Here is a 25907-nt window from a genome sequence, read left to right on the forward strand (position 1 = left end):
TCTTATTCTTCCATCTCTGATAGTAGACGCTGCATTTCGTCCAGGGCTTCATCCGTGGAAGGCCCTTGGGGTTTTTCGATCTGCTCGGCAAGCGCAGCAATCGTCGGGTTGTGGAACAGGCTGCGCAGTTCGATCTTGATACCGAAACGGTTCTCGACCCGGGTCATCAAGCGCATCGCCAGCAGGGAATGGCCGCCCAGCTCGAAGAAACTGTTGAACACCCCGACCTGCGGCACTTCAAGCAACTCCTGCCAGATGTCGGCCAGTTGCTGTTCCAGCTCGTTGCGCGGAGCAACGCCTTCCAGAGCCACGGGTTGCGGCGCCGGCAGGCTCTTGCGGTCGATCTTGCCGTTGGCATTGAGGGCAAAGCGTGACTGCTCGATAAAACCGGCAGGAATCATGTAACCCGGCAACAGGCCTTCCAGATGGCGACGCAAGGCCGCCTGATCCACCGGGCTCGGCGTTTGCAGCCAGGCAAACAGACTCTGGCTGCGGGCGTCGATCATCACCACGGCCTCTTCCACGCCCGGATAACGACGCAACAGCGATTCGATCTCCCCCGGCTCGATACGGAAGCCCCGCACCTTGACCTGGAAGTCGCTGCGCCCGACATAGGCCAGACGACCGTCATTGCGGCGGCGCACCAGATCGCCGGTGCGGTACATACGGCTGCCGGATTCGCTGGCATAAGGATCCGGCAAATAGGCTGCCGCCGTAATGGCAGGCGCATGCTGATAGCCACGGGTCACGCCGGAACCGGCGATATACAGCTCACCGGTCGTGCCCAGAGGCACCGGACGCAGCATTTCATCGAGTACATAGCAGCGAGTGTTGAGCAATGGCGAGCCAATATCGGCCACACCGTTCGGCACTTCCTGCAACGCCTGAGTCGTGGACCAGACCGTGGTTTCCGTCGGGCCATAGGCGTTGATCAGGGTCACGCCCCGGCTGCGCAGTTCGGTCACCAGTTCACCCGGCACCGCTTCGCCGCCGATCAGGCCGCGTATGGCTGGCCAGTCGGTATGGCCGGTTTCCAGCAGGATCTGCCAGCCCGCAGGCGTTGCCTGGAACACCGTGGCACGACGCAGCAAGGCAAACAGTTGATGACCATCGACCACCTGCTCGCGACGCGCCAGCAATATGGCCGCGCCATTGACCAGCGGCAGGAACAGCTCCGGCTTGCACATATCGAAGGCGTAAGTGGTACTGGCCAGCCAGACATCGTTGGCGCCGAGTGGCAACTGCTGACCAAGACCGGCCAGCAGGTTGCTCAGGTTGTCGCGGGTGACCTGCACGCCTTTCGGTGTACCGGTCGAGCCCGAGGTGTAGATGACATAAGCCCGTTGTTGCGGGTTGACCGGCAGCGACAGGTTCTCGGCGCTGTAGTCATCCAGCAACAGTTGGTCGAGCAGCACCTTATCTATGCCGCTCAAGGCATCGCTGCTCAGACTCTCGCCAAGCACCCGTGCCGGACGCGCATGCCCGATGATGAAGCGCAGGCGGTCTGCCGGATGTTGCGGGTCCAGTGGCAGGTACGCCGCACCGGCCTTGTGAATGGCCAGCAGGGTTGGCAACAGCCACGGGCCGCGGGTCAGGCAGACGGCAACCAGGTCATCGGTACCGACACCCTGCCCGCGTAGCCAATGGGCCAGACGATTGCTGCGGGCATTGAGTTGCGCATAGGTCCACTGCTGGTCCTGACAATCCACGGCCAGGGCCTCGGGTGTCAGCGCCACTTGCCGCTCGAAACGGGCAATCAGATCCATTTCATGCTGCACAGCCTGGGCAGTCAGGTTCCATGGGCGCTCGTCCAGCGCATGATCGGCATTGGCCAGGTCGACATCCCACAGGCGCGCTTCAGGTTGTTTGAGCATGCCTTCGAGCAGATAGCGGTATTCGTCGGCATAGCGTTGTGCGGTGCGGGGCAGGAACAGATCGGTGTTGTATTCCAGCACGCACTGCCAGTCGTCACCGTGCTGTTCGATATGCAGACCGATATCCACCAGGGCGCTGTCGCTTTCGACATTCAGACGCTGCACCGGCACGTCGGCAAAGTGCTGCTCGCCCGATGCGGCGACGTCGCGCTGAATCAGATTGAACAGTGCCTGGAACAGCGGCGTATGGCTCAGGTCGCGGCGCACTTGCAGGGCTTCCACCAGACGCTCGAAAGGCACGTCGCCATGCTGCTGCGCGGCCAGATGCGTGGCTTGCAACTGCTGCCAGAACTGCTCGACCGATTGCAGCGGATCGATGCTGCTGCGCAGGACCTGGGTCGTGGCAAAGTAACCGATCAGGTTGTCGGTATGAGCCTGATGACGATGGGCAACCGGAAGGCCCATCCAGATTTCACGCTGGCCCGAGTGTCTGGCCAGTAGGGTTTTCCAGGCAGCCAGCAAAGGTGCGAACGCCGTCAGGCCGTGGCTTTGCGCGGTTGTCCGCAGTTGCGCGACCAGCTCGGCTGGCAGGTCGAAGCGCAGACGCTGGCCTTTGTAGCCCTGCTCCGCCGGACGCGGCAAATCGGTTGGCAGGTTCAGCACCGGCGGCTCGCCAGCCAGGGCCTGACGCCAGTATTCAAGCTGCGATTCGATCAAGGCCTGCCCGGCCGGGGCTTGCCAGCTGGCGGCAATGTCGGAGAACTGCAACGGCAGTTGCGGCAGGCAGGCGTTGCGGCCTTCCACAATGGCCTGATAGATCAGTTGCAGTTCATTGAAGAAGATCTCCAGCGAACGGGCATCGGCAATGATGTGGTGCAAAGTGACCTGCAACACGCTTCGGCTCGGCCCTTGATACACACGCACCCTGAACAGTGGCGATGCTGTCAGATCGAATGCGCGCTGCGCTTCCCGAGTCAGTTTCTGCGCGAAAGCCTGGGAGTGTTCGTCGATCTCCAGCGGCTCGGTGCTCACCTGCACTGCGGCCTGATCCTCGACACACTGACGGGCGCCTTCGGCGGTGTCGCTGAATACCGTGCGCAGGCTGTGCTGGCGACTGATCAGTTGAGTCAGGGCCTGTTCCAGCAATGCCGGTTGCAGCACACCGTCCAGTTTCAAGGCCAGGGACAGATGATAGGCCTGGGTATCGCCTTGCAGACGGTCCAGGAACCACAAGCGTTGTTGCGTGAAATGCAGCGGTGCCAAAGACTCCTTGAACGGGCGCAGGATGCCTTCGGACTCAACGTCTGTCGCCGCCAGTTGCGCAGCCAGGTCCCGCAGCACCGGGTGCTCGAACAAGGTGCGCAACGGCAGGCGCCGGCCATGTTGTTCGGCAATGCGCGCCACCAGGCGTGCGGCCAGCAACGAATGACCGCCCAAGGCGAAGAAGTTGTCTTCGGCCCCGATATCGCTGCTGCCCAGCAGCTCTTCCCAGAGCAGGGCCAATGCCTGCTCCCACTCGCCGGAGAGCGCACTGCGCTGACCATCGCGCTGGAGCGGTTCCGGCAATGCCTTGCGATCAACCTTGCCGCTTGGGCTCAGTGGCAGAGTCTCCAGGTGGACGAACTGGCTCGGCAGCATGTAGTCCGGCAGTTGCGCGCCAAGGGTTTCGCGCAACAGCGCTTCATCTTGGGCATCACCCGCGTAATACCCCACCAGCCGCGCCGCTTCGCCGTTGCCCAGCAGCACGACAGCTGCCTCGCGAACGCCAGAAATACGCGCCAGCAAGGCCTCGATTTCCCCCAGCTCGATGCGGAAGCCGCGCAGCTTGACCTGGAAGTCCAGACGACCCAGGTAATCCAGGCTGCCATTACTATTGCGGCGAACCCGGTCACCGGTGCGATACATGCGGGCTCCGGCCACGAACGGATCCGGCAGGAACGCCGCGGCAGTCAGACGCGCTGCCGCAAAGTACCCGCGGCCCAGGTTGGCACCGGCCAGATACAGCTCACCGGGAATTCCGTCGGCCACGGGTTGCAGATCGGCATCCAGCACATAGGCAGCGGTATTGGCTACAGGCTGCCCGATAGGCACTTCAACGCCGCTTTCGTTGCCGTTGCGAACTTCGAAGGTGCTGTAGACCGTCGCTTCTGTCGGTCCGTAACCGTTGATGACCCTGGCTCCCCTGCCCTCGATGGCTTCGGCCAGCGCACAAGGCAAGGCCTCGCCACCGGAAATGGCGCGCACGCCTTGCCAGTGACGCGAGGTGTGGGCCACCAGCATCCGCCAGGTGGCGGGCGTGGCCTGCATGACGGTCGGTTGCGCAGCCTCCAGCAGTTGATCGATGGCTTGCGGGTCCCGGGCCTGTTCGCGGTCGGCCAGCAGGATACTGGCGCCATGGGCCAGTGGCAGCAGCAGTTCGACAATGGCAATGTCGAAGGTCGCGGTGGTCAGGGCCAGCACCCGGTCCTGTGCGTCCAGCGGCAGGACCTGCCCGACCGCCAGCATCAGGTTCATCAGGTTGCCACGGCTGATCGCCACGCCTTTGGGCTTGCCGGTGGACCCGGAGGTGTACAGCACGTAGGCGAGTTGATCCGCTGTCCATGCCGGTGTCCTGAGTGTTTCAGCCGGTTTCAGTGCGTCGATATCCAGCAACGTCACGCCGCTGTTCCAGCCAGCCAACACTTCCAGGCTCGCCGCAGTACCCAGGCATATCCGCGGTTGCGCGGCTTCAAGAATGTAGCGGCCACGCTCCGGTGGCGTGTCTTCGGCCAGCGGCACATAGGCCGCACCTGCCTTGAGAATCCCCAGCATCGCCGTTGGCAGGCGCGCATCACGTGGCAGATTGAATGCCACGCGGTCTTCGATACCGACGCCATGGGCCTGCAACGCAGCGGCCAGTCGTTCGGCAGCCTGATTCAGTTCGGCGTACGTCAGGCGCTGATCGCCGGCCAGTACGGCAGTGGCGTCGGGCTGAAGGGCAACCTGGAGTTCAAAGGCCTGGAGAATGTCCTGCTGACCACCGACTACCGGGCCGTCGAGCCGTGCCAGGGCACGCTCGGCAGGTTGCCAGACCAGTTCGCCCAGGGCTTTTTCCGGTTGATCGAGCAAGGCCTCCAGCAACACCAGATACTGCTCGGCCATGGTCTGCACCGTCTGCTCGCGGAACAGATCGCTGCTGTATTGCAGGCTCAGGCTGATGCCATGCTCGCTGTCACGCACGTCCAGGTGCAGGTCGCACAAGGCGCTGTCCGGGCGGTTGTCCAGAGGTTCTGCGATGACGTCAGTCAGCTCGAAACGCTCCAGGGCATTGCCCGGGAAGTAGTTGAACATCACCTGGAACAGCGGGTTGTAGCTGACTTGCCGGGCCACGCCGAGCTGCTCGATCAGGTAATCGAACGGCAGATCCTGATGGGACTGCACCGACACCGACAGCGCCTGCAATTCGCTCATCAATTGCAGCAGGCTGCGCTCGCCGGACAGTTTCTTGCGATACACCAGCGTATTGACGAAGCAACCGACCAGAGGTTGCAGCGCGGCATGATGCCGGTTGGCAACAGGCACACCGACAATGATGTCGTCTTCACCGCTACGGCTGCGCAGCAGCAACTGGAATGCCGCCAGCATCGGCGTGAAGTTGCTCCAGCCGTGACGAGCGCTGAATGCGCGCAAACGTGCGGTCAGGGCCTCAGGCAAACGCTGTTCGACACGACCGCCATTCTGGCTGGCCTGGGCAGGACGCGGGAAGTCGGCTGCCAGCTCCAGCACCGGCAGTTCACCGGCCAGTTGCTCGCGCCAGAAGCCCAGTTCCTGCTCGCAAGCCTTGCTATTCATCCATTGCCGCTGCCACAGGGCGTAATCGGCATATTGCATCGACATGGCCGGCGCTTCTGCGCTCAGGCCCTGACGCAGATGGCGATACTGTTTGCACAGACCATCGATGATCAGTTGCAGGGACCAGCCATCGGCAACGATGTGATGGCAGTTCAGCGACAGGACAAACGCCTCAGGTGCCAGACGATAGAGCCTGGCGCGCAGCAACGGCGCGGCCTGCAGATCGAATGGCGTCATTGCGTCCTGACGCAGCAGGTCGTGCAGTGCCTCTTCGCTTGGCACATCGATCAATGGCAACTCAAGTTCGGTGCGGGCCAGAATCACCTGGCTCGGGCCTTCAGGCTCGCTGATGAATCCGGTGCGCAGCACTTCATGCTGGTCGAGTACGGACTGCAAGGCGCTCTGCAAATCGTCGATATTCAAGGCGCCGGTCAGGCGTACCGCACCGGCCAGGTTGTAGGCCGGGCTTTGTGGATCGAGTTGTTGCAGGAACCAGAGCCGCTGCTGGGCAAAGGACAGCGGCAGCTTTTCAGGACGAGGCAAGAGCTTGGGCGCTGACTGGGCAGTGTCGGTACGGTTTTCCAGCCAGTCCGCCATGGCGGCAATGGTCGGGCGCTCGAACACGATGCGCAGTGGCAGGTCTTTACCGCTGAGCTTGCCGATCAGGCCGATCAGTTGCGTGGCCAGCAGCGAATGACCGCCCAGCTCGAAGAAGTTGTCTTCGACGCCTACCTGATCGAGCCCCAGCACGCTTTGCCAGGCTTCGACCATCTGGCCTTGCAGTTCGCTGCTGGGCGCCACATAACGGGCCTGGCTTTGCGCGGCAAAATCCGGCGCGGGCAAGGATTTGCGGTCGATCTTGCCGTTGCCATTGAGGGGAAAGCGCTCCAGGAACATGAACGCGCCCGGAATCATGTAGGGCGGCAGGTTGCCCAGCACATGCTCGCGCAGGGCTTCGATGCCTGGCTGGTCATCGGACACCACATACGCCACCAGCACCTTGGAGCGTTGCTGGTCATCACGGGCCACCACCACGGCTTCCCGGACACCCGGATAGCGGGTCAGGCAGGCTTCGATTTCGTCCAGTTCGATACGGTGACCACGGATCTTGACCTGATGGTCGGTGCGCCCGACGTATTCCAGATCACCATTGGGCAGGAAACGCGCCAGGTCGCCCGTGCGATAGATGCGGCTGCCATCGTTGGCAATCGGGTCCGGCAGAAACACCGCCGCCGTACGTGCCGGGTCGGCCATATAGCCACGACCGACGCCCACACCCGCCACGAAGATTTCCCCCACTGCTCCGGCAGGTATCGGTTGCAGGTCGGCATTGAGCAGGTACAGACGGTTATTCAGTGTCGCGCGGCCAATGGGCACGTTGATGCGTTGCTCAGGCAAGCGTTCGAGCAACGGATGGAACGCCACGTCATCGGAGCATTCCGCCGGACCATAGGCGTTCATCAGCGGAATGGCTGGATAGCGCTCGAACCAGCGCCGCGCCAGAGCTGGCGGCAGTGCTTCGCCGGTCGCCAGGACCCAGCGCAGACGGGAACGGTCGAGGCCAGCATCCAGCAGGCTTTGCATCAGCGATGGCACCGCTTCAAGAATGCTGATGTCATGGCGTTCTATGGCGGCGGCCAGGTCATCGGGGTTCTGCACCACGCAATCACCCAGAATCACGGTGCGCGCCCCCAGCACCATACCGGCCAGGGTTTGCCACACGGAAATGTCGAAGCACTGCGGCGCGGTCTGGGCAATCACGTCACTGGCATCGAGGCCGAGCCCCGGCAGTTTGCCGAGAATATTGTTGAGCATGCCCGCATGGGCAACCATCGCGCCCTTAGGCGTACCGGTGGAGCCGGAAGTGAAGATGCAATAGGCCAGCGAGCTGTCGTGAACCGGAATGTTCAGGTCATCATCGCTGTAGCTGCCCAATGCGGAGGAATCGTAAAGCACCGACTTGAGCGGCTGCTCCAGCAGTTCCACAGCCTCCATCGCCAGTTCGCCCTGCCCTGCACTGTGAATCAGCAATGGCGTGCGACTCTGGCGCAGCACCTGGGCCAGACGTTGTGGCGGGTTGCGGGGATCAAGCGGCAGCCAGCCTGCGCCGGCCTTGAGGGTCGCGACGATCATCACCACCAGGTCCAGGCCACGTTCGTCGAACACCGCGATCAGGTCGTCCGACTGGACGCCCTGTGCCCGCAAGTGCCGGGCCAGACGGTTGGCGGCACGGTTCAACTGGTCGAACGTCAGGCTCTGTTCGCCATGCACAATGGCCACGCGCTCGGGCGTCTGGCGAACCTGTTGCTGTAAGCGTTCGATATACAAGGGTTGCAGCAGTTGCTCATCGGCGGCCAGACCGCCACCGGCCCAGTCCTGATGCTGGATGGCGATTTCCCGCTCATCGAGCATGGCCAGATGATGCAGGGGCGTTTCGGGCTTCGCGCTCAGTGCTTCGCCCATATTCAGCAGCAAGGTGCGGAAGTGGCGCAGCATCTGCTCGATTTCTTCGCGCAGGAACCAGTCAGTCTGGTAGGTCAGTTGCAAATGCAGACGTTCGCCCGGAACGATGACCACCGTCACGGGGTAGTTCGTGTGGGTGCGGTTGGCCATGTCGCTGATCAGGTAATCCAGCTGGCTCTGACGCAGGTCGGAAGTAATCGGCGCGTTCTCGAACACGAACAGGCTCTGGAACAGGTCCTGACGCTGCACGTCGCTCCAGCGCTGGATGTCGGCCAGGGAAACGCTTTCGTGTTCACGCAGGCTCAGGTTCTCGGTCTGCAAGGCTTTGAGCCATGGCCCCAGCGCATCGTCCAGACGCCAGCTCCAGCGCAGCGGCAGGCTATTGATAAACAGGCCGACGATGCTTTCCATGCCCTGCATATGAACCGGACGCCCGGCCACGGTGATGCCGAACACCAGATCGCGATCACCGCTGTAGCGCGCCAGCAGCAAAGCCCAGGCGCCCTGCACCAGCGTGTTGAGGGTGATGCCGTGGCGGGCAGCGGTATTTTGCAGGCTCTGGGTCTGTTCCAGGGTCAGGTGTTCGACGCAATCTTCGACCGGCTCGGCGGCATCCTGAATGCGGCCCACATGGCCAAAACCAAACTCGTTGGGGGTGTCGAAACCGGCCAGACGCTGCTGCCAGAATTCCTGATGATCTTCGGGCTTCTGGGCTTCCAGCCAGCGGATGAAGTCGCGGTACGGGCGAGGTGCCGGCAGGTTCAGGCGACGCCCCTCCTGCGCGGCGCGGTAGCCGTTGAGGAAGTCCATCATGATGATCGAGAAGCACCAGGCATCCATGAGGATGTGGTGATAACTGCGCACGAACTGGTAGGTGTCAGGTGCAATCTTGTACAGCCTGACCCGCATCAAGGGGGCCTTGGTAAAGTCCAGGCCCTGGGCACGCTCTTCGCTCAGCAATTGTTCCAGACGGCTCTGTTGCTCGCCGTCGCTCAGGTGCGACCAGTCTTCATAAGTGATGGGCAGTTCGACCTGTTTGTGCACCACCTGCATCGGGCGCTTTTGCTGTTTCCAGACGAAAGACGTGCGCAGCAGTTCGTGACGCTCCACCACCTGCGCCCAGGCCTGACGGAAAGCGTCCAGGTCGAGGTCGGGCATGACCATGACGTGGCGATATTGCAGCAGGTACATCCCCTTGCCGGGGTGCAGCAGACTGTGGAACAGCAATCCTTGCTGCATGGGAGCCAACGGGTAAATCGCTTCGATATTGCGCGAAAGTGCTTTGACCTTGTCGTTCATGCTGACGGTATCCGAACCTTTAATGTAGGGGACGCAGGGTTGTCACTGCTCAAGCTGTTCGAGCAGTCCCAGGAATTCATCGTCGGACAGGCCTGAGTCAGCGAAGTCCGAAGCCGTGGCGCGGCCAGCCGCTGGAGACAGGCAGTGCTCCAGCAAGGCGCCGATCTGCTGCACAAACTGCTGCGCCAATCCGTTTACCAGTGCCTGATCGTGAACGTGCGGGGCATAGCGCCATTCGATATGCAGCCGTCCTTCGTTCTCCAGCGCTGTCACATCCAGCCAGTGGGTGCGGCGGGTATCGTCGGCGCGCATGCCAGGGCAGATCGGCCGGGATAGACGCCAGAGACGGGACGCCCCCAGCCATTGATCGACACGGCCCAGGTAGTTGAAGGTCAGCAGCGAGGCTGCGCCCAGGCCATGAGCCGGATCCTGGCGCAACAGGCCGTAGCCGATGCCTTGCTCGGGCACACGGCGCAGGGCTTCCTTGGCGCCGATGATCGAGGACTCAAGGTCCCAGGACGTGTTGACCGCCAATGGATAACGACTGGTGTGCCAGCCCACGGAACGGGACAGATCGGGGGCCTGCTCCCAACCGCTACGACCATGGCTTTCCAGCTCAAGAGTGACCCGGTCACGCCCTTGCCACTGACCGATGACACCGGCCAGTGCGGCCACCAGCAGGTCCTGAACCTGGGTGCCGTAGGCTGAGTGGCAATCACCCTGCAACAGTTGTGTCTGCTCAACCGAAAGCTGTGTATCCAGCGTGCGGCTCTCGCCGTATTTATTGCTCTGCTCAAGGGCCAAGCCTTCAGCAACCAGTTGCTCGCGCCAGTAGTCCGCCTGAGCCAGGAGCTCTGGCTCGTTGCGATGGCGCTGCAAGGCTTCGCTCCACACGTGAAAACCCGCCGAAACGGCCGGCAGCTTCAGATCCGGTTGCAGGTACAGGCTTTCCAGTTCTTCCAGCAGCACTTGCCACGACACCGCATCCACCAGCAGGTGATGGGCCGTGCACAGCAACTCCCGGCTCCGGGAGAAATACACCCAGCGGATCAAGGGGGCCTGATCCAGGTTGAAACCCTGCTGCCAGCGTTGCAGCAAGGCTTCGCTCAACGGCTCGTCCTCAACCTGCAGCAGCGCTTCGACCTGTTTCTCGGAAAAGGCCTGATAACGTTGCTGCCAGCCGTCTTGCGAGGCCTCGAAAGTCAGGCGCAAGCTGGCATGCCGGTTGAGCAACGCGCCCGCTGCCTGGGTGAAGCGGGCCTGATCCAGCGGCTCGTCCAGCGCCAGCAAGAGCGACTGGTTCCAGTAGCCGGGCTGGCTTTGCTGCGGGGCAAAGAACCAGTCCTGAATAGGCGTCAGGGCAAAAGCCGTGGTGGGCTCAAGTGCTTCAGAGGCCGCGCCCGCCTTGTCCGCGCCAAGATCAACCACCTGCTCTGCCCAGCCGCGCACGGTGGGGAATTCGAAGATCTGCTTGGGCTTGAGTTGCAGACGCTGTTGCTTGGCCTTGGCGATGATCTGCAAGCTCAGAATCGAGTCGCCACCTGCCGTGAAGAAGTTATCGTCGACACTCAGTTGCGGCTTGTCGAGAATCTCCCGAGCGATGTCCAGCAGGCGTTTTTCGAGCTTGCTCCGGGGCGTCTGCGCCACTCGCGCCAGGGCCCGCACGCTTTGCTCGGCAAACAGTTGCTTGGGCGTCATCAGAATCTGTTGCTGACGCGCCAGGGCAATGATTTGCAAGCCGAGAATGGAATCGCCGCCATTGGCGAAGAAGTTATCGTCAGGGCCAAGCTCCGGCTTGCCGAGCAAGGTCCGCCAGATATCCAGCAAGGTGCTTTCGACAGCGTTCAAGGGCTGATCGTCTGTGGATTCAGCAGCAGACGCCTGAGTCGGGGCCTGACTGGCGAGAGCGATCAGGGCCTGGCGATCAATCTTGCCATTGGCCAGCAAGGCAAAGCTTTCGAGGCAATGCCACTGGGCCGGCTGCATGTAGTCAGGCAGTTGCGTTTGCAGCGCATTCTGGATGTCGGCCAGGGCGTCTGGCGGCGCAATCAGGAAGGCCACCAGACGGTTGCCGGTCAACGGCGCCGGAATATTCAGCACCCGGACATCGCTGACCTGCGCCATGGCGCGCAATTGAGCCGCGACTTCTGCGGGCTCGACCCGATAGCCGCGAATCTTGACCTGTTCATCGAGCCGGCCGAGAAATTCCACCTGCCCTTGATGATTGATTCGTACCCGGTCGCCGGTGCGATAGCCGTGCTCACCAAAGCGGGCATGATCGGCATCAGGAGCACTGAGGTAGCCCGGCGCGACCGTCGCCCCCTGAATGTAAAGCTCGCCGCTGACGCCGACTGGCAACAGCGCGCCTTCAGGAGAGCGAACACTGACTTGAACATTGGCCAGAGGTTTCCCTAACGGCGCAGCACCACTGCCCTCCACTTCATGGGTCAGGACGCCGATTGTGGTTTCGCTGGGGCCGTAGTGGTTGACGATGCGCAGGTCCGCTTTCAGGGCACGCAAGCGACTGATCAGGTCATGGCCCAGCGCTTCGCCGCCCGTGACCAGACACTGGCGTGGCAGCAGGCGCTGCGGGTCCGTGGCGACCAGCAAGGCATTGAGATGTGACGGCACGATCTTCAACAGGTCGACAGGCTCACGCTCCAGCACGGCCGCCAGTTCCTCGGCGTCGAAGGCAAGCTCTTCGGCCAACAGGCGCAGGCGGCGACCGCTGAGCAGGGCACCGAACAAGGCCGTGTGACCAAGGTCGGTCGCACAACTGGCGAGACTGGCCATACTGGCATCGGCGCTGAGATTCAGGCGTTCAAGGCAGCCGGTGACGTAATGAATCAGGTTGCTCTGGCTGACTTTCACCCCTTTTGGCTTTCCGCTGGAGCCCGAGGTGTACACCACGTAAGCCGTCATATCTGCCGCCAGGGCAGCGCGCAGCGGCGCGTCACTGAATAGCGGCGCAGCAGGGATTGGCAACCAGCGCACCTGCTCCGGCAACCACGCTGGGCGCGGGCCTTCGCCCACCAGCACTTTGGGTGCTGCATCCTCGCAGATGTCCCGCAAGCGCGACTCTGGCCATTGCGGGTCAAGGGCCAGATAAGCTGCGCCACTCTGCCAGGCCGCGAGCATATGCATCACCAGTTCGCGACTGCGTGGCAGACACAAGGCAATCCGCTCGCCGGCCAGATCCTGGCCCAGTCGCTCGCCACGGGCAACCACGGCACGCCCCAGTTCGGCATAGCTGAGCGTGCCCTTTTCATCCTGCAACGCAATCGCCTGGGGCTTCAGCGCGCACTGTTGCGTGAAGGCTTCCCAGGCATTGCTGACGACCAGCGGAGTGTCTTCGCCCTTGAGTAGCGATTGCTGCTCGACTGGCAACCAGTCGAGTTCGGCAAAGGGTACTTCGGGCTGTTCGAGAACCGCATGGACCAGTGCCACGAACTGGTCGCGGTAACGCTCAACCGTCTGATGCAGGTACAGCGCCTTGCTGTAGCGCCACCGGCAAAGGAAGCCTTCTTCCTCGTCGATGACCACCATGTTCAGCTCATGGGCTGCGCCGCGCTGCTCCGAGAGCAAACGGTCGACATACTGCTCGAAAGGCGCAATACGTTCCTTGTTGAGGGTGAACATGTGCTGGAACAGCGGCGCCCTGCCCATCTGCCGCGGCAAGTCCAGTTGCTTGACCAGACGCGAGAAGGGGTAATGGCGGTGCTGAAGCGCCTGCTTGACCGTGGCGTCCACCTGCTTGGCCCACTCACCACTGGACACGTCGCGGCGCAAACGGCAGCGGATCGGCAGTGGATTGACCAGATAGCCCGGCAGGTTGAGGTGTTCACGGCGCAGACGCCAGCCGCTGGGGGTTCCCAGCACGAAGTCGTCCTGCCCGGACAGCACGCCGAGAAACTGCTGGAACAGCGAGAACCAGAACACATAAGGCGTTACGCCCAAGCCTCGGGCCACGGCACGGATTCTGGCCGTAGCAGTGGGATCAAAACGCACCGACAACTCGCCGCCCTTGAAGGCCTGATTGCTGCCATAAGGGAAATCCGTCGGCAGTTCCAGGGCCGGGGCTTCGGCCAGTTGCGCCTGCCACCATGCCAGTTCCACGGGTTCGGCCGCTTCGCTGCGGACATGCAGATCACTGCAATAATCGCGATACGCATCGGGATTTACCGGCGCCAGCGACTGACCATCGAGCAGAGCGAACAGCTCATTGAGCACGGTGTAGAACGTGGCCAGGTCGGCAGCGATGTGATGAATCACCAGCAACACGCTGTATTCGGTAACGTCGCCCTGAGTGTTGCTCAACAGGACAACGCGGCTGACCTCGCCGGCTTCCAGATTGAACGGTTTGTCGGCCAGCCCGGTGATGTGTTGCTGCAAGGTATCGGCATCTGCGGTCTGCAATGCCACACGCTGCAAGGGCTGGATCTGTTCGCGATTGCTCCATTGCAGCAGCTCGCCATTACGCTCTGCATAGGCCGTGCACAACATCGGATAGCGCTGCTGTACCGTGGCCCAGGCATCCTGAAGGCGCTTGGGCAGATCAGCGGTGACAAATTGCGCCTTGATGCGTCCGGCATAAGCGATGTTATAGGCGCAGTTGTCAGGCTCCAGACGCTGGAGAAACCAGAGTGCCTGCTCGTTATCCGTCAATGGGCGGGCATCGAAATAATCGGGATGCTGTTGCAGCCAGCGCAGCACCTCAGGACTTTTGGCCTGCAGTTCGGCTACCAGCTCATCGTTCAAGGCGCCCTGTGATCCGTGGGCAATGGCTAACTGGCCTTCGGCTATAGACAGGCGAATTCCGCGCAGCCAGCAGCGATGCATCAGGCGATCCATTTGTTGTCCTTTTTCTACTTGTTCGAAGTAAGCCGTCTATTGCGACGGCTTTCCAGATGAGAGTGCTCAGCTCGCCGAAGCAGGCTCCGCCATGGCGACCACGACCTTGCGTGCGCCCTGGAATGTCGAGCGGCCGTGGGCCACCAGCATGTTGTCAAGCATCAGTACGTCGCCTGCCTGCCAGGGAAAACTGACCTGGCAGCGCTGGAGAACAGCGCGTACATGCTCAAGAGCTTCCAGCTCGATGGGTGAACCGTCGCCGTAAAAAACGTTACGCGGCACGCCTTCCTCGCCAACGATGGAAATCAGCGTCTCGCGTACCGCCGGTGCAAGATTGGAAATATGAAACAGGTGCGCCTGATTGAACCAGACCCACTCGCCGCTTACCGGATGCCGGGCAACGGCCTGACAGACCTGACGAGTCGAAAGCTCGCCCTCTTCATCCCACTCGAATTCGATATTGCTGGCCTTGCAGAACTGCTCGACCTGCGCCCGGTCCTCGGTGTTGAAAGCCTGTTGCCATGGCAGATCCAGGCCATTGCCGTAATTGCGCACATACATCAGGCGCTTGTCGGCAAAGCGCTGGCGAATGACCGGATCAAGCTGTCGATAGACCTCACGACTGTCGGCAATCGGGGTTTCTCCGCCGACCGGGGACGCCTGCACACAATGAAACCAGATCTTCATTGGCCAGTTCAGGGAATAGGACTGTTCATTGTGCAGCGGGATGACCTGGTGGGCCGGGTATTCGGTGGAGGTATAGACACGGTTGTTGAGCTTGGTGCGTGGCGTGGAAGCGTAGTCGTAAGTCAGCAGTTCGTGGCCGAAGCTGCTGGCAAACGCTTCAAAGTCGGCTTCGCCTTCGAAGGCAAAGCCTCGGAACAGAACACCACCGGCACGGGGCAGTTCAGCCTCGACCACCTGCTGGATCTGCTCGCGATGGGCTTGCCAGGTATCGCCGGCAGCCGGCGCCTGAAAGATGAACGGCAGGGTCAGTTCGCTCCCTTGGGAAACCTCCATGGATTGAACCTGTGTACGCGCCACACCCGTTTCCATTTGAACCCCTCGCCATCCCGATAAGCGTATTTTTGGAGAGCACAAACTAATACAAACGAGTACCAACATCAATAGAGAATGATTGTCATTTATGACATTTGTATCAAAATTGACACAACTTATGGCGCTTGCAGGACGCTCTCCCGCTCACCGATATGCGACATCAGCAAATAGGCTGAACCCAACAGGCCTTGCATCGTATCGGCATAGCGGCTGCGGTTCAGATACAGGAACTGACGATTCTTGACCGCAAACAGATTCTGCCATTGCGGCGACTGCCGGAAGGCCGCCGTGCTGGTCTCCGAATCTAGCAGCTCTTCATATGTATCAATAATGAAATCACTGTTGAAGTCGCCAATTCGCTCCAGGCTGTAGGGCACGTTCTGCCGTGCAGCGCTGTAAGCAGGGACTCGTCCCAGGCCAAAATCGGCGATGACATCATCCATGCCACCACGGCCTATCAACTGGAAACCATCGGTGTAGACCTCCAGCGTGGTCACAGTAATTCGCGAAGGATCCTTGACCCGTTTCTTGAACTCCTTGACGACCCATTGGTACTCACCGAGCATTTCGGCGTAACGCTGCTGCTTGCCGACCAGTTCGGCGAGTTGTCCGGCGTAGGTCTTGATATCGCTTTCCCGAGCAGGCAGGAGCACCACCGGCGCAATCTTGCTGAGCTTCTCCTTGATATCCGCGTGATATGACAATCCGATGATCAGGTCAGGCTTCAAGGCAGCAATCGCTTCCAGATCGGGTGCCTGATGCGAGCCGATGTATTGAATGCCGTTCACATCGAAATGCTCCTGGGTGCCGCGAAACAGCACATCGGAAAACAGCTTCTTGCGGCCGGTGGAGCCGCATGGCTTGACGCCCAGCTCCAGCAATTGCGTGGTCAGGCTGAAGTCATGCAGCGATACGATGCAATGCGGTGCCACCGGCACTTCGACCCGGCCAAAGCTGTTCTCGAACACCCTGGTTTCTGCAGCGCTGACGTTTACGGCCAGCAATGCCAGAGGCGCACACAACATGCACGCCACACTCCGGAAAATTCCTTTCACCCGCACTTACCCCCAGACAATTTGTTTTCAGCGATTGCGCTGACGCGCCAACAGGACCATCAGATAAGGCGCACCGATAATGGCGACCACCAGCCCTGCCGGTAACTGCAAGGGCGGAAAGATCCCCCTTCCCAGTGTGTCGCCAGCCAACACCAGCAGCGCGCCGAACAGCGCCGACAAAGGCATCAAGGCACCATGGCGATCACCCGCCAGTTGCCGTGCCAGATGCGGAGCGACCAGTCCGACAAAGGTCATGGTGCCGACATTCGCTACAGCCGCCGCCGTCAGCATGACGCTGCACAGCAGCAAGGCGATCATGACACCCGTGACATTCAGGCCTCGGCTGAGCGCAACCTTTTCCCCGAGTTGCAGCAGGTTCAACTGCCGATGACAGAACAACAGCGGCAAACCGGCGAGCACCAACCAGAACCCCAGGCTGTGAACCTGCGCCCAACCGGCCCGATGCAGGCTGCCACCCAGCCACATCAGGGCCGACTCCACCTGATCGATATTGCCGTAAGTGATCAGCAGATCGGCGACCGCACTCAGCATGGCGGTAAGCCCGACGCCCACCAGAATCAGACGCAGCGGCGAGATACCCTGACGCCAGGACAGCAGCGCCACAAAGAACGCCACCGCCAGACCACCGGCCAGTGCAGCCAATGGATACAGTTCCAACGGCAAAAGCCCGGGCCAGAGCACGATTATCAGCAGCATGGTGACGCTGGCACCCGACTCCACGCCCACCAGACCGGGCGCTGCCAGCGGGTTGCGGGTCAACGACTGCATCAGCAGGCCGGCCAGGGACATGGCCGCACCTGCCAGGATGGCCAGCACCACACGGGGCAATCGCAGTTCCCAGAGCAGATTGCGTATGGTCGGGCTGACCTGCTCGGGCGTCAGCACTGCCTGCCAGGCCTGGGCAACACTCAGGGAAAAACTGCCAACGGTCAGCGCGTACAGCGCCAGGCCGATGACAGCAGCTGTCAGCACCACCACCGAAATCAGGTCGATGGGTCGGGCAATCCAGGGCAACAATGGCAAGGCTCTGGGCAAGGTCAGTCCGGCGCGCCTCATTTGACCTTCCTCAGCACCAGGATGACAAAAACAGGGCCGCCGATCAGGGCCGTGACGATGCCAGTGTTGAGCTCGAACGGACTCACCACGGTGCGAGCCGCGATGTCCGCCAGAATCAGCAGCAGCGCCCCCAGCAGAGGAGCTGCCAGCAACAGCCGACGATAATCGTCGCCAAACAGCAGGCGCGCCGCATGAGGCACGACCAGCCCGACAAAGCCGATAGGCCCGGCCAGAGCCACGGCACACCCGGACAGCAGAACCACCGAAGCCAGCCCGAACACGCGCATCTTCAGCAGATTGACGCCCATGCCCGCAGCCGCCTGCGGCCCAAGACGGTGGGCATTCAAGGCCCGCACATTGATCAGACACAGAAACATGCCCAGCAGGACATAAGGCCAGACCCAGGCCTGCATCGTGCCGCCGGTCACACCGATGGAGCCGGTCAGCCAGCGTCTCAGGCTGTCGAGCCCTTGCTGATCGAGCAATAACAGAATTGAGGTGAACGCGCTGAACAGCGCCGCAATCATGGCGCCCGACAGCGTCAGCCGGATCGGGTTATGGCCCCTGCCCGCCAGCAACAGGACGCCGATGGCCGCCGTCAGCGCACCGGCAAAGGCAAATAACGGGATCATCGACAAATCGTTGCCCGGCATCACCAGCAGCCCGAACACCACGAACAGTGCCGCGCCGCTATTGATACCGAGAATTCCCGGATCAGCCAGCGGGTTATCGCCGACCGCCTGCATGATGGTGCCGGCAAGCCCGAGGCTGGCACCCACCAGCAACGCGACCAGCAGGCGCGGCAGGCGACTGCCACGAATGACACTGTGATCGGGGTTGCCCGGCACATAGGCAACCAGTGCCTGCCAGGTTTCGTGCCAGGGAATGCTCTTTGCGCCAACCGCCAGATGAATCAGTGCGGCCAGGGCGATTGCCATCAACAGTCCCAGCCATACGGGTAACCGTAGACCGTGACTCACATCGCCTCCTGCACGGGCAGCGGCTTGCTTCGGTTCGACTGCGGGACGCATAACAGGTCGCCGGAATAAGGGTCAGTGATGATGTGCGCATCCAGATCGAAGACGGCCTTGAGGTTTTCCCGGGTGAACACCTCGGCAGGCGCGCCCTGAGCCAGCAGACGTCCTCCGCGCATCATCACCAGATGATCGGCGTAACGGGCAGCCTGGTTCAGATCATGCAGGACGGCCACGATGGTCTTGCCCTGCCCGCGAAGGTCCACCAACAGTTCGAGCAGCGTGATCTGATGGGCGATGTCGAGGAAAGTGGTCGGCTCGTCCAGCAGAATCACCGGCGTATCCTGGGCGAGGGTCATGGCAATCCAGCAGCGCTGCAACTGCCCGCCCGACAGGGTTGCCAGCGAGCGATCAAGCAAAGAATGAATACCCGTCAGCTCAATGGCGCGGTCAATCGCCTGCTGATCCTGGTCGGACCATTGGCGCCACCAGCTCTGCCAGGGGAAGCGCCCCTGCATCACCAGCTCTCGCACACTCATGCCCGCTGGCGATGTGGTGTGCTGGGGCAGCAATGCCAGCTGTTGCGCCAGCGCCCGACGCGAATACTGGCGCAGCGGCTTGCCGGACAACTGCACTTCGCCCGCGCCCGGACGCAACATATGTGCAAGCACGTTGAGCATGGTGGTCTTGCCGCAGCCGTTGGCACCGATCAGCGCTGTGAAACGGCCTTCGGGAATGTCCAGGCTGACGCCATCAAGCACCAATTGTTCGCCATAGCCCAGCCGCACTCCGGTGGCTTTCAGCATGACCTTTCTCCCACCCAATAGAGCCTGATCGAATCGTCCGTCGAGCAATGCCCCGGCATCGTTTTTCATCCTGTCATCACATCAGGGGCATAAGTGGGCCACAGAATGTGTCGAAAATGAAATAATTCTGTACTGCAGCGACAAATCTTAATGCAAAACCTTATCATTTACAGATAAAGTACGGCCAATTGATACCAGCCCGGTTGAGCCACTGATGGCACAGGATTCAGGGCAAACGCTATTCCGAAAGTCAAAAATGTACCTCCAAGGACTCCCTCGATGCTCGAAAGAAAAATAACAGTTAGCACCGAAAACCGTTACACAAGGCGCCCTCCTGTGTTTCACCTGACCACCCTGGCACTGGCTTTGAGCAGCGTCATCTCGGCGCAGGCAATCGCGGCGGATGAAGCATCCAGCAGCAATGCCGTTCAACTCACCAATATCAACATCAACGCCGACACTCCGGAAAACCCGACCGCTCCGCTGGCCGGCAAGGTTGCCCTGCGCAATACCAGTGCCACCAAGACCAACGCGGCCATTACCGAAACACCGCAGTCGCTGTCCGTAGTGACTGCCGATGAAATCACCGACCGCAAGTCCGACACCCTGGCCGACGCCCTGAGCTACACGCCGGGCTTCACCAGCCAGCCATCGAGCTTCAACCGCACGTCCGACCGCTTCCGTATCCGCGGTTTCGACGTAGAGTCTGCTACCGGTGGTTCCTTGCGTGATGGCCTGCGCCTGCAGAACAACTCCTACGACGGCGTCCAGGAACCCTTTGGCCTGGAGCGCGTGGAAGTGATCCGTGGTGCGGCCTCGGTCCTGTACGGTCAGTTGTCGCCTGGCGGGTTCGTCAACGGCGTCAGCAAGCGTCCGACCGAAACACCGCTTCATGAGCTGGGCCTGCAATACGGCAACAATGATCGCAAGCAATTGACCGGCGACTTCAGCGGCCCGCTGGGCGACAGCGATACCCTCAGCTATCGCCTGACCCTGTTGCAGCGTGACAGTGGCACCCAGCAGGACCACATCAATGACGACAAGCTCTACATCGCACCGGCCCTGACCTGGCGCCCTAATGAAGACACATCGCTGACCTTGCTGGCCTTCCACCAGAAAAGCGACACGCGCTTCTCCGCGCCCCTGCCTTACCAGCTCGTCAAAGGCCTCGGCAACGGCCCCTTCACCATTGGTCGTCACGACTTCATCGGCGAGCCCGGTTACGACGACATGAATGGCGAGATGTCTGCCATCGGTTACGAGTTCGAGCATAACTTCAACGACAACATCCGCATCAGCAACAAGCTGCGTTACTACGAAGCGGAGATGAAGTGGAAGTACTTGCAGATTCCGACGAACAACGCGGCAGCGATAGCAGCGGTCAACTCGGCGGCTAGAAATGGCTTGCTGACTCGCCAGTACAGCGACCGTCACGAGCGCTCCAGAGCCCTGGCCAGCGATACCAACGTCGAAGCACGCTGGAACATCGGCGGTGTGGAAAATACCTTTCTGGTCGGTGCCGACACCTACGATGCATCGTATGACTCGCACAACTTCCGGAACAACGCGCCCTCTTTGAACCTTGCCACCTACAACTACGGGCAACCGGTGGTAGTGAACAAGGCGCAGAGCGCTGACCGTGGTTCGCAAATCGATACCCTGCAGACCGGCATTTATCTGCAGGACCAGATCAAGTTCGACGATCACTGGCTGCTGTTGCTCGGTGGTCGCCACGACTGGGCCAACCAGGACCAGAAAGCCTTTGTAAACGGCCAGAAACGGCACCAGTCAGACGAATCCACCACTTGGCGCGCCGGTCTGGTGTACCAGGCGGATAACGGCCTGGCTCCCTACATCAGCTACAGCGAGTCGTTCTTCCCGGTAGCGGTGGCCGATGCTCCGACACAAAGCTTCGCACCGACAGAAGGCAAGCAGTATGAAATGGGTATTCGCTACCAGCCTCCTGGCAGCAATGTCCTGTTGAGTGCCGCTGTTTATGAACTGACCCAGAAAAACGTGCTGAAGACCGTCAATAGCGTTTCTTCGCAGACGGGCGAGCAACGCTCCCGCGGGCTGGAACTGGAGGCCAAGGCCGATGTAACGCCGCAATTCAGCGTCATTGCCACCTATGCCTACACCGATGCGCGGATTACCGAAAGTTCGGTTCCGGGTGAAGTGGGCCAGCGTAGCGAAGATACTCCGTACCACCAGGCCGCATTGTGGACCGACTACAACTTCGCCCTATTCGGCATTCCGCAACTGAAGATTGGCGGTGGTGCGCGCTACAAGGGCACAACCCAGGCTTCGGGTATCGAGTCGCAGATGCCGGCTTACTTCCTGTTCGACGCCATGGCCAGCTACCAGATCGACAAGAACTGGGACATTGCCATCAATGCAAACAACGTGACCAACAAGAAGTACACCTACTGTGAATTTGCTATTTGCCGCTACGGCGACGAGCGCGAGCTGGTGACGTCCGTCAACTTCAGGTGGTAAAAACCCTGTAGGTGTAATGCCGATCAGTTAAGGCACAAACAAGACTTGTGGGAGGCAGCTTGCTGGCGAAAAAGGCCTGAAACCGGCAGATACTCTGCGCCGTACGCTGAAGTCGCCAGCAAGCTGCCTCCCACAAAGTGATTCATTGACATTAACTGATCGGCCTACCCCTTCGGCTTCGCAGCTTCCAGCACACCCCGGATAACCTGCGACTGCCACGCAAAGTACGGGTTGTACGTCAGGCGCGCATGCACCTTGCCCGGCTCACGGTAGCCCCACTCGGAATACCACACCTCTTCCCCTGCCTCACAGCGCGCAACATCCTTGGCATTCAGGCCATTCCAGCAGAAACGCAGTTTCCCTGATCGACCATACAAAGCGTTCTGCGGCGAAAACAGAATGCCCATGTGGGAAAACTGGCTGATACGCTCATCTGCAAGGCGGTCCGTGCGGGTCAGGATGCGCGATGAATCCAGTGCTCCAGCCTGCTCCTGTCCATACCAGATCAATCGGCTGGCAGGGTTTGTAAAGCGGCGGCTGAACATATCCCGTACATACTGCACATCGACGACCGAGTCCTTTTCGGTCAGGACGATGGCCACGGGACGGTCGAAGTTTTCATGCTCGATCAGGCTGCGAACCGCCACGCTGCTGCGGTAGAACTGGGCGAAACCGTTGGTGGGCACGTTGTAATAGCGTACGGGCGATTGCTGCGGACGAGACTCGTTGGGCGGGACGATCCAGGTCCTGACATGAGCCAGCCATGGCGTAACCCAGTCGAAGGTGGCACTGGAACGCAGGGCTGGCGAAAACAGTACAAGGCCATTGATGTCGGGGTCCTTCATGGCATAGGCGAGTGCCAGATTCGCACCGGTCGAGAATCCGCCCAGATAGACCTCCGGGAAATCCTGTCGCAGCAGTGCAACCTGCTCCTGCACCAGTTGCTGCCATTCTTCCAGGTGAATATCGATCAGGTCTTCAGGCCGGGTGCCATGCCCGGGCAGCAACGCAACCCGCACGACATAGCCCTGATCGGCAAAATCCTGGGCGACGTCAACGAATGACCAGGGCGAATCACCCAGCCCGTGCAGCAGAAGCAACGCCTTGCCGGAAGGTACGGCAGGACGGATCTCGAAAGGGGCGTTCCACACCAGTTCATTGTCACGGCTTTCAGTCTGGAAAAGACGGCGCTCGCGAATCTCCTGCCGGGTGTCTTGCAGGTACGCCTGAAAACTCGCGTGGTGTGTCACGGCCTTTTCAGCCTCTGGCTGCCGGGTGCATCCCATGGCCAGAATCATGAATGCCATGCTGGCCGCTACCCTGGCCATGAGTGACTGATGCATCGTTTCCCTACCCCGATCCTTGCTGAATGTTGCTCATCGTAATCATCCGCCCGCACCAGCGATACTTTATTTGGCGGGTGGTTTCACACGTCATGGTTTGCCCTGCCCTGCATCCTTTCGTAAAATGCCCGCCACCCTCGGGAACGCTTTGATACAGCGAGCTTCCCACTCATTGATCAGAGCAGTCAGGACATCCGTGGCAAGAAAATCCAGAAGGGATCTCATCAATGCAACGGGCACAGGCGATGCACCGGTCACGGTCATCGATGTGGCGCGTGCAGCCGGGGTTTCTCCCATCACGGTTTCTCGCGCCGTCAATCGCCCTGAACTGGTCAGTGATGCAACCCGCGAACGGGTTCTGGAAGTCGTCAAGGCCATGGGCTACGTGCCCAATCTTCTGGCTGGCAGCCTTGCAAGCAGCAAAAGCAAGCTGGTGGCTATCCTGCTGCCCACCATTGCCCACTCCATTTTTGCCATTGCCGTGCAAGCCATCATGGATCGCCTGACGGAAGCCGGTTATCAGTCGCTGCTTGGCCCCACCGGCTACTCCCCGGAAAAGGAAGAGTCGCTGCTGGAAGCAATTCTTGGTCGTCGCCCCGACGGCATCGTGCTGACCGGCACGCTGCACACCGAAGGCAGCCGTGCCCGGCTGGCCAGTGCAGGTATTCCGGTGGTCGAGGCCTGGGACCTGAGCGATACGGCGCTGGACATGCAGGTCGGCTTTTCCCATGAAAAGGTAGGCGAGTTTGTGGCCGATCACTTCGTCGCCAAGGGCTATCAGCGCTTTTCGGTGATCACCGTCGATGATCCTCGCGGGATTCGCCGCTGCAACAGCCTGATTCAACGCCTGGCACAACATGGCATATCCGGGGTGCCTGTTGAGGTACTGCCTCTGCCCGCGACCTGGGAAGTCGGCCGCGAAGGACTCAAGCGCCTGTTACTGAGCCCCCAACGCCCGCAACTGGTGTTCTGCAGTTCAGACACCGTCGCCATGGGCGTACTCGCCCAGGCCACAGAACTGGGCTTGCGGGTTCCCCAGGACATTGCCGTACTTGGTTTCGGCGATACGACCAACAGTCGGTTTGCGCAACCGGCTCTTTCGACCATCAGCGTCAACTCCACACAGATGGGCCATGAAGTCGCGCAGGCTCTACTGCGCCGCTTTGAGGGCGATACCTCGATCACCCACTTCGACAGCGGCTTCTCGCTGATCGAACGCGCCAGCACCTGATTCCCCTTCATTTTCAAAAAATCTGCTGCTCCGGGCTTGAATGATAACGTTATCTGAATAATGATAACGTTATCGTTGTACGACAACGGATGAGTCGGCTTGCCCTGCTCACACATATCTACCCGCATAAAAACAACTAGTGGGAGCGTCATCCATGCAAGAACCGAAGAAAACCCGCGCCCGGTATCTGATCCTGCTCATGCTGTTCCTGGTGACCACGATCAACTTTGCCGACCGCGCAACCATCTCGATTGCCGGATCCAGCATCCAGAAAGACCTGGGCATCGACTCCATTACCCTCGGCTACATCTTTTCCGCTTTCGGCTGGGCCTATGTGCTCGGCCAGATCCCTGGCGGCTGGCTGCTGGACCGCTTCGGCTCCAAGAAGGTCTACGCGGCAAGCATCTTCACCTGGTCGCTGTTCACTCTGCTGCAGGGCTATATCGGTGAATTCGGGGTCGGCACGGCAGTGGTGGTTCTGATCCTGCTGCGCATGATGGTCGGCCTGGCCGAAGCGCCCTCCTTTCCGGGCAATGCGCGTATCGTGGCGTCATGGTTCCCGACCAAGGAACGCGGTACGGCTTCGGCCATTTTCAACTCGGCCCAGTACTTCGCCACAGCGCTGTTCGCGCCGCTGATGGGCTGGATCGTTTATCGCTTCGGCTGGCAGTACGTATTCATCTTCATGGGCGCCATAGGCATCGTGTTCTCGATGATCTGGATGCGGGTCATCTACAGCCCGAAGGATCACCCGCTGGCCAATGCTGAGGAAGTCCGCTACATCGCCGAAAACGGCGGCCTGATCGATCTCGATGACAAGAAAAAGAAAGCCGATGGCGGCCCGAAATGGGACTACATCCGTCAACTGCTCACCAACCGCATGATGGCCGGTGTCTATCTCGGACAGTTCTGCATCAACTCGCTGACGTACTTCTTCCTGACCTGGTTCCCTGTGTATCTGGTCCAGGAGCGCGGCATGACCATCCTCAAGGCCGGCCTCATCGCGTCGCTGCCTGCCATCTGCGGTTTCCTGGGTGGCGTGCTGGGTGGCGTGTTCTCGGACATGCTGCTGCGACGCGGCAACTCCCTGAGCGTGGCGCGTAAAACGCCTATCGTCGTCGGCATGCTGCTGTCGATGTCGATGATCATCTGCAACTACGTCGAAGCCGACTGGATGGTCGTCGCGTTCATGGCGCTGGCCTTTTTCGGCAAGGGCGTCGGGGCGCTGGGCTGGGCTGTGGTGTCCGACACCTCGCCGAAACAGATCGCCGGTCTGGCTGGCGGCCTGTTCAACACCATCGGCAACCTGTCCTCGATCAGTACGCCTATCGTGATCGGTTACATCATCGCCGCCACCGGCTCGTTCAAGATGGCCCTGGTCTTTGTCGGCGCCAACGCCTTGATCGCCGCCATCAGCTACCTGTTCATTGTGGGCGATATCAAGCGCATTCACCTCAAGGGGATCAGCGATCCGCTGGAAGACAGACCGGCGCAGGCCGATGCTCCAGCCGCCCCTCACACGCCTCGCTGACTCACAACAAGAAAGGA

At 60.7% G+C, this 25907-nt stretch carries 11 protein-coding genes; 3 read left to right on the forward strand and 8 right to left on the reverse strand.

All coding sequences use genetic code 11. The features are described from left to right. Nucleotides 1–2: 2 nt before the first annotated feature. The 7 genes from KQP88_RS12525 to KQP88_RS12555 form a co-directional block, all read right to left on the reverse strand. Nucleotides 3–9467 (reverse strand): non-ribosomal peptide synthetase, encoded by a 9465-nt coding sequence (locus KQP88_RS12525; protein WP_216703191.1) that lies wholly within the window; start codon nt 9465–9467, stop codon nt 3–5. 42 nt (nt 9468–9509) lie between these two features. Beyond that, nucleotides 9510–14318 (reverse strand): non-ribosomal peptide synthetase, encoded by a 4809-nt coding sequence (locus KQP88_RS12530; protein ID WP_216703192.1) that lies wholly within the window; start codon nt 14316–14318, stop codon nt 9510–9512. A gap of 66 nt (nt 14319–14384) precedes the next feature. Next, nucleotides 14385–15338: a TauD/TfdA family dioxygenase gene (locus tag KQP88_RS12535; protein WP_216703193.1), complete on the reverse strand. Its 954-nt coding sequence runs from the start codon at nt 15336–15338 to the stop codon at nt 14385–14387. A gap of 155 nt (nt 15339–15493) precedes the next feature. Continuing rightward, complete coding sequence (locus KQP88_RS12540; RefSeq protein ID WP_216703194.1) at nt 15494–16402, reverse strand: ABC transporter substrate-binding protein; 909 nt, start codon at nt 16400–16402, stop codon at nt 15494–15496. Between the two features lie 57 nt (nt 16403–16459). Beyond that, nucleotides 16460–17509: a FecCD family ABC transporter permease gene (locus KQP88_RS12545; RefSeq protein ID WP_216703195.1), complete on the reverse strand. Its 1050-nt coding sequence runs from the start codon at nt 17507–17509 to the stop codon at nt 16460–16462. Further along, nucleotides 17506–18489 carry a FecCD family ABC transporter permease gene (locus KQP88_RS12550; protein ID WP_216703196.1) on the reverse strand — a complete coding sequence of 328 codons (984 nt, stop codon included), beginning with the start codon at nt 18487–18489 and terminating at the stop codon, nt 17506–17508. Before KQP88_RS12550 ends, KQP88_RS12545 begins: the two co-directional genes overlap by 4 nt. Further along, nucleotides 18486–19289 carry an ABC transporter ATP-binding protein gene (locus KQP88_RS12555; protein WP_216705944.1) on the reverse strand — a complete coding sequence of 268 codons (804 nt, stop codon included), beginning with the start codon at nt 19287–19289 and terminating at the stop codon, nt 18486–18488. The genes KQP88_RS12550 and KQP88_RS12555 overlap by 4 nt, the downstream gene beginning before the upstream one ends. 279 nt (nt 19290–19568) lie before the next feature. Here KQP88_RS12555 and KQP88_RS12560 point away from each other — a divergent pair, with 279 nt between their 5' ends. Next, nucleotides 19569–21785 carry a TonB-dependent siderophore receptor gene (locus KQP88_RS12560; protein ID WP_216703197.1) on the forward strand — a complete coding sequence of 739 codons (2217 nt, stop codon included), beginning with the start codon at nt 19569–19571 and terminating at the stop codon, nt 21783–21785. Between the two features lie 164 nt (nt 21786–21949). On the opposite strand, the gene KQP88_RS12565 is transcribed toward KQP88_RS12560, so the two are convergent. Then, nucleotides 21950–23128 carry an alpha/beta hydrolase gene (locus tag KQP88_RS12565; protein WP_253950478.1) on the reverse strand — a complete coding sequence of 393 codons (1179 nt, stop codon included), beginning with the start codon at nt 23126–23128 and terminating at the stop codon, nt 21950–21952. Between the two features lie 196 nt (nt 23129–23324). Here KQP88_RS12565 and KQP88_RS12570 point away from each other — a divergent pair, with 196 nt between their 5' ends. Further along, nucleotides 23325–24359, forward strand: coding sequence for a LacI family DNA-binding transcriptional regulator (locus tag KQP88_RS12570; RefSeq protein ID WP_200992202.1), 1035 nt, complete (start codon nt 23325–23327; stop codon nt 24357–24359). 154 nt (nt 24360–24513) lie between these two features. After that, the gene (locus KQP88_RS12575) at nt 24514–25890 is read left to right on the forward strand and encodes an MFS transporter (RefSeq protein ID WP_216703198.1); all 1377 of its coding nucleotides are present in this window, start codon (nt 24514–24516) and stop codon (nt 25888–25890) included. Nucleotides 25891–25907 lie beyond the last annotated feature (17 nt).

The sequence above is a fragment of the Pseudomonas lijiangensis genome, from assembly GCF_018968705.1.
Classification (GTDB): domain Bacteria; phylum Pseudomonadota; class Gammaproteobacteria; order Pseudomonadales; family Pseudomonadaceae; genus Aquipseudomonas; species Aquipseudomonas lijiangensis.

Excerpts from the sequence above, each read along its gene's own strand:
- KQP88_RS12525 (WP_216703191.1), bottom strand. The coding sequence starts at position 9,467 with ATGAACGACAAGGTCAAAGCACTTTCGCGCAATATCGAAGCGATTTAC.
- KQP88_RS12545 (WP_216703195.1), bottom strand. The coding sequence starts at position 17,509 with ATGAGGCGCGCCGGACTGACCTTGCCCAGAGCCTTGCCATTGTTGCCC.
- KQP88_RS12555 (WP_216705944.1), bottom strand. The coding sequence starts at position 19,289 with ATGCTGAAAGCCACCGGAGTGCGGCTGGGCTATGGCGAACAATTGGTG.
- KQP88_RS12540 (WP_216703194.1), bottom strand. The coding sequence starts at position 16,402 with ATGTTGTGTGCGCCTCTGGCATTGCTGGCCGTAAACGTCAGCGCTGCA.
- KQP88_RS12530 (WP_216703192.1), bottom strand. The coding sequence starts at position 14,318 with ATGGATCGCCTGATGCATCGCTGCTGGCTGCGCGGAATTCGCCTGTCT.
- KQP88_RS12560 (WP_216703197.1), top strand. The coding sequence starts at position 19,569 with ATGCTCGAAAGAAAAATAACAGTTAGCACCGAAAACCGTTACACAAGG.
- KQP88_RS12565 (WP_253950478.1), bottom strand. The coding sequence starts at position 23,128 with ATGCATCAGTCACTCATGGCCAGGGTAGCGGCCAGCATGGCATTCATG.
- KQP88_RS12535 (WP_216703193.1), bottom strand. The coding sequence starts at position 15,338 with ATGGAGGTTTCCCAAGGGAGCGAACTGACCCTGCCGTTCATCTTTCAG.
- KQP88_RS12575 (WP_216703198.1), top strand. The coding sequence starts at position 24,514 with ATGCAAGAACCGAAGAAAACCCGCGCCCGGTATCTGATCCTGCTCATG.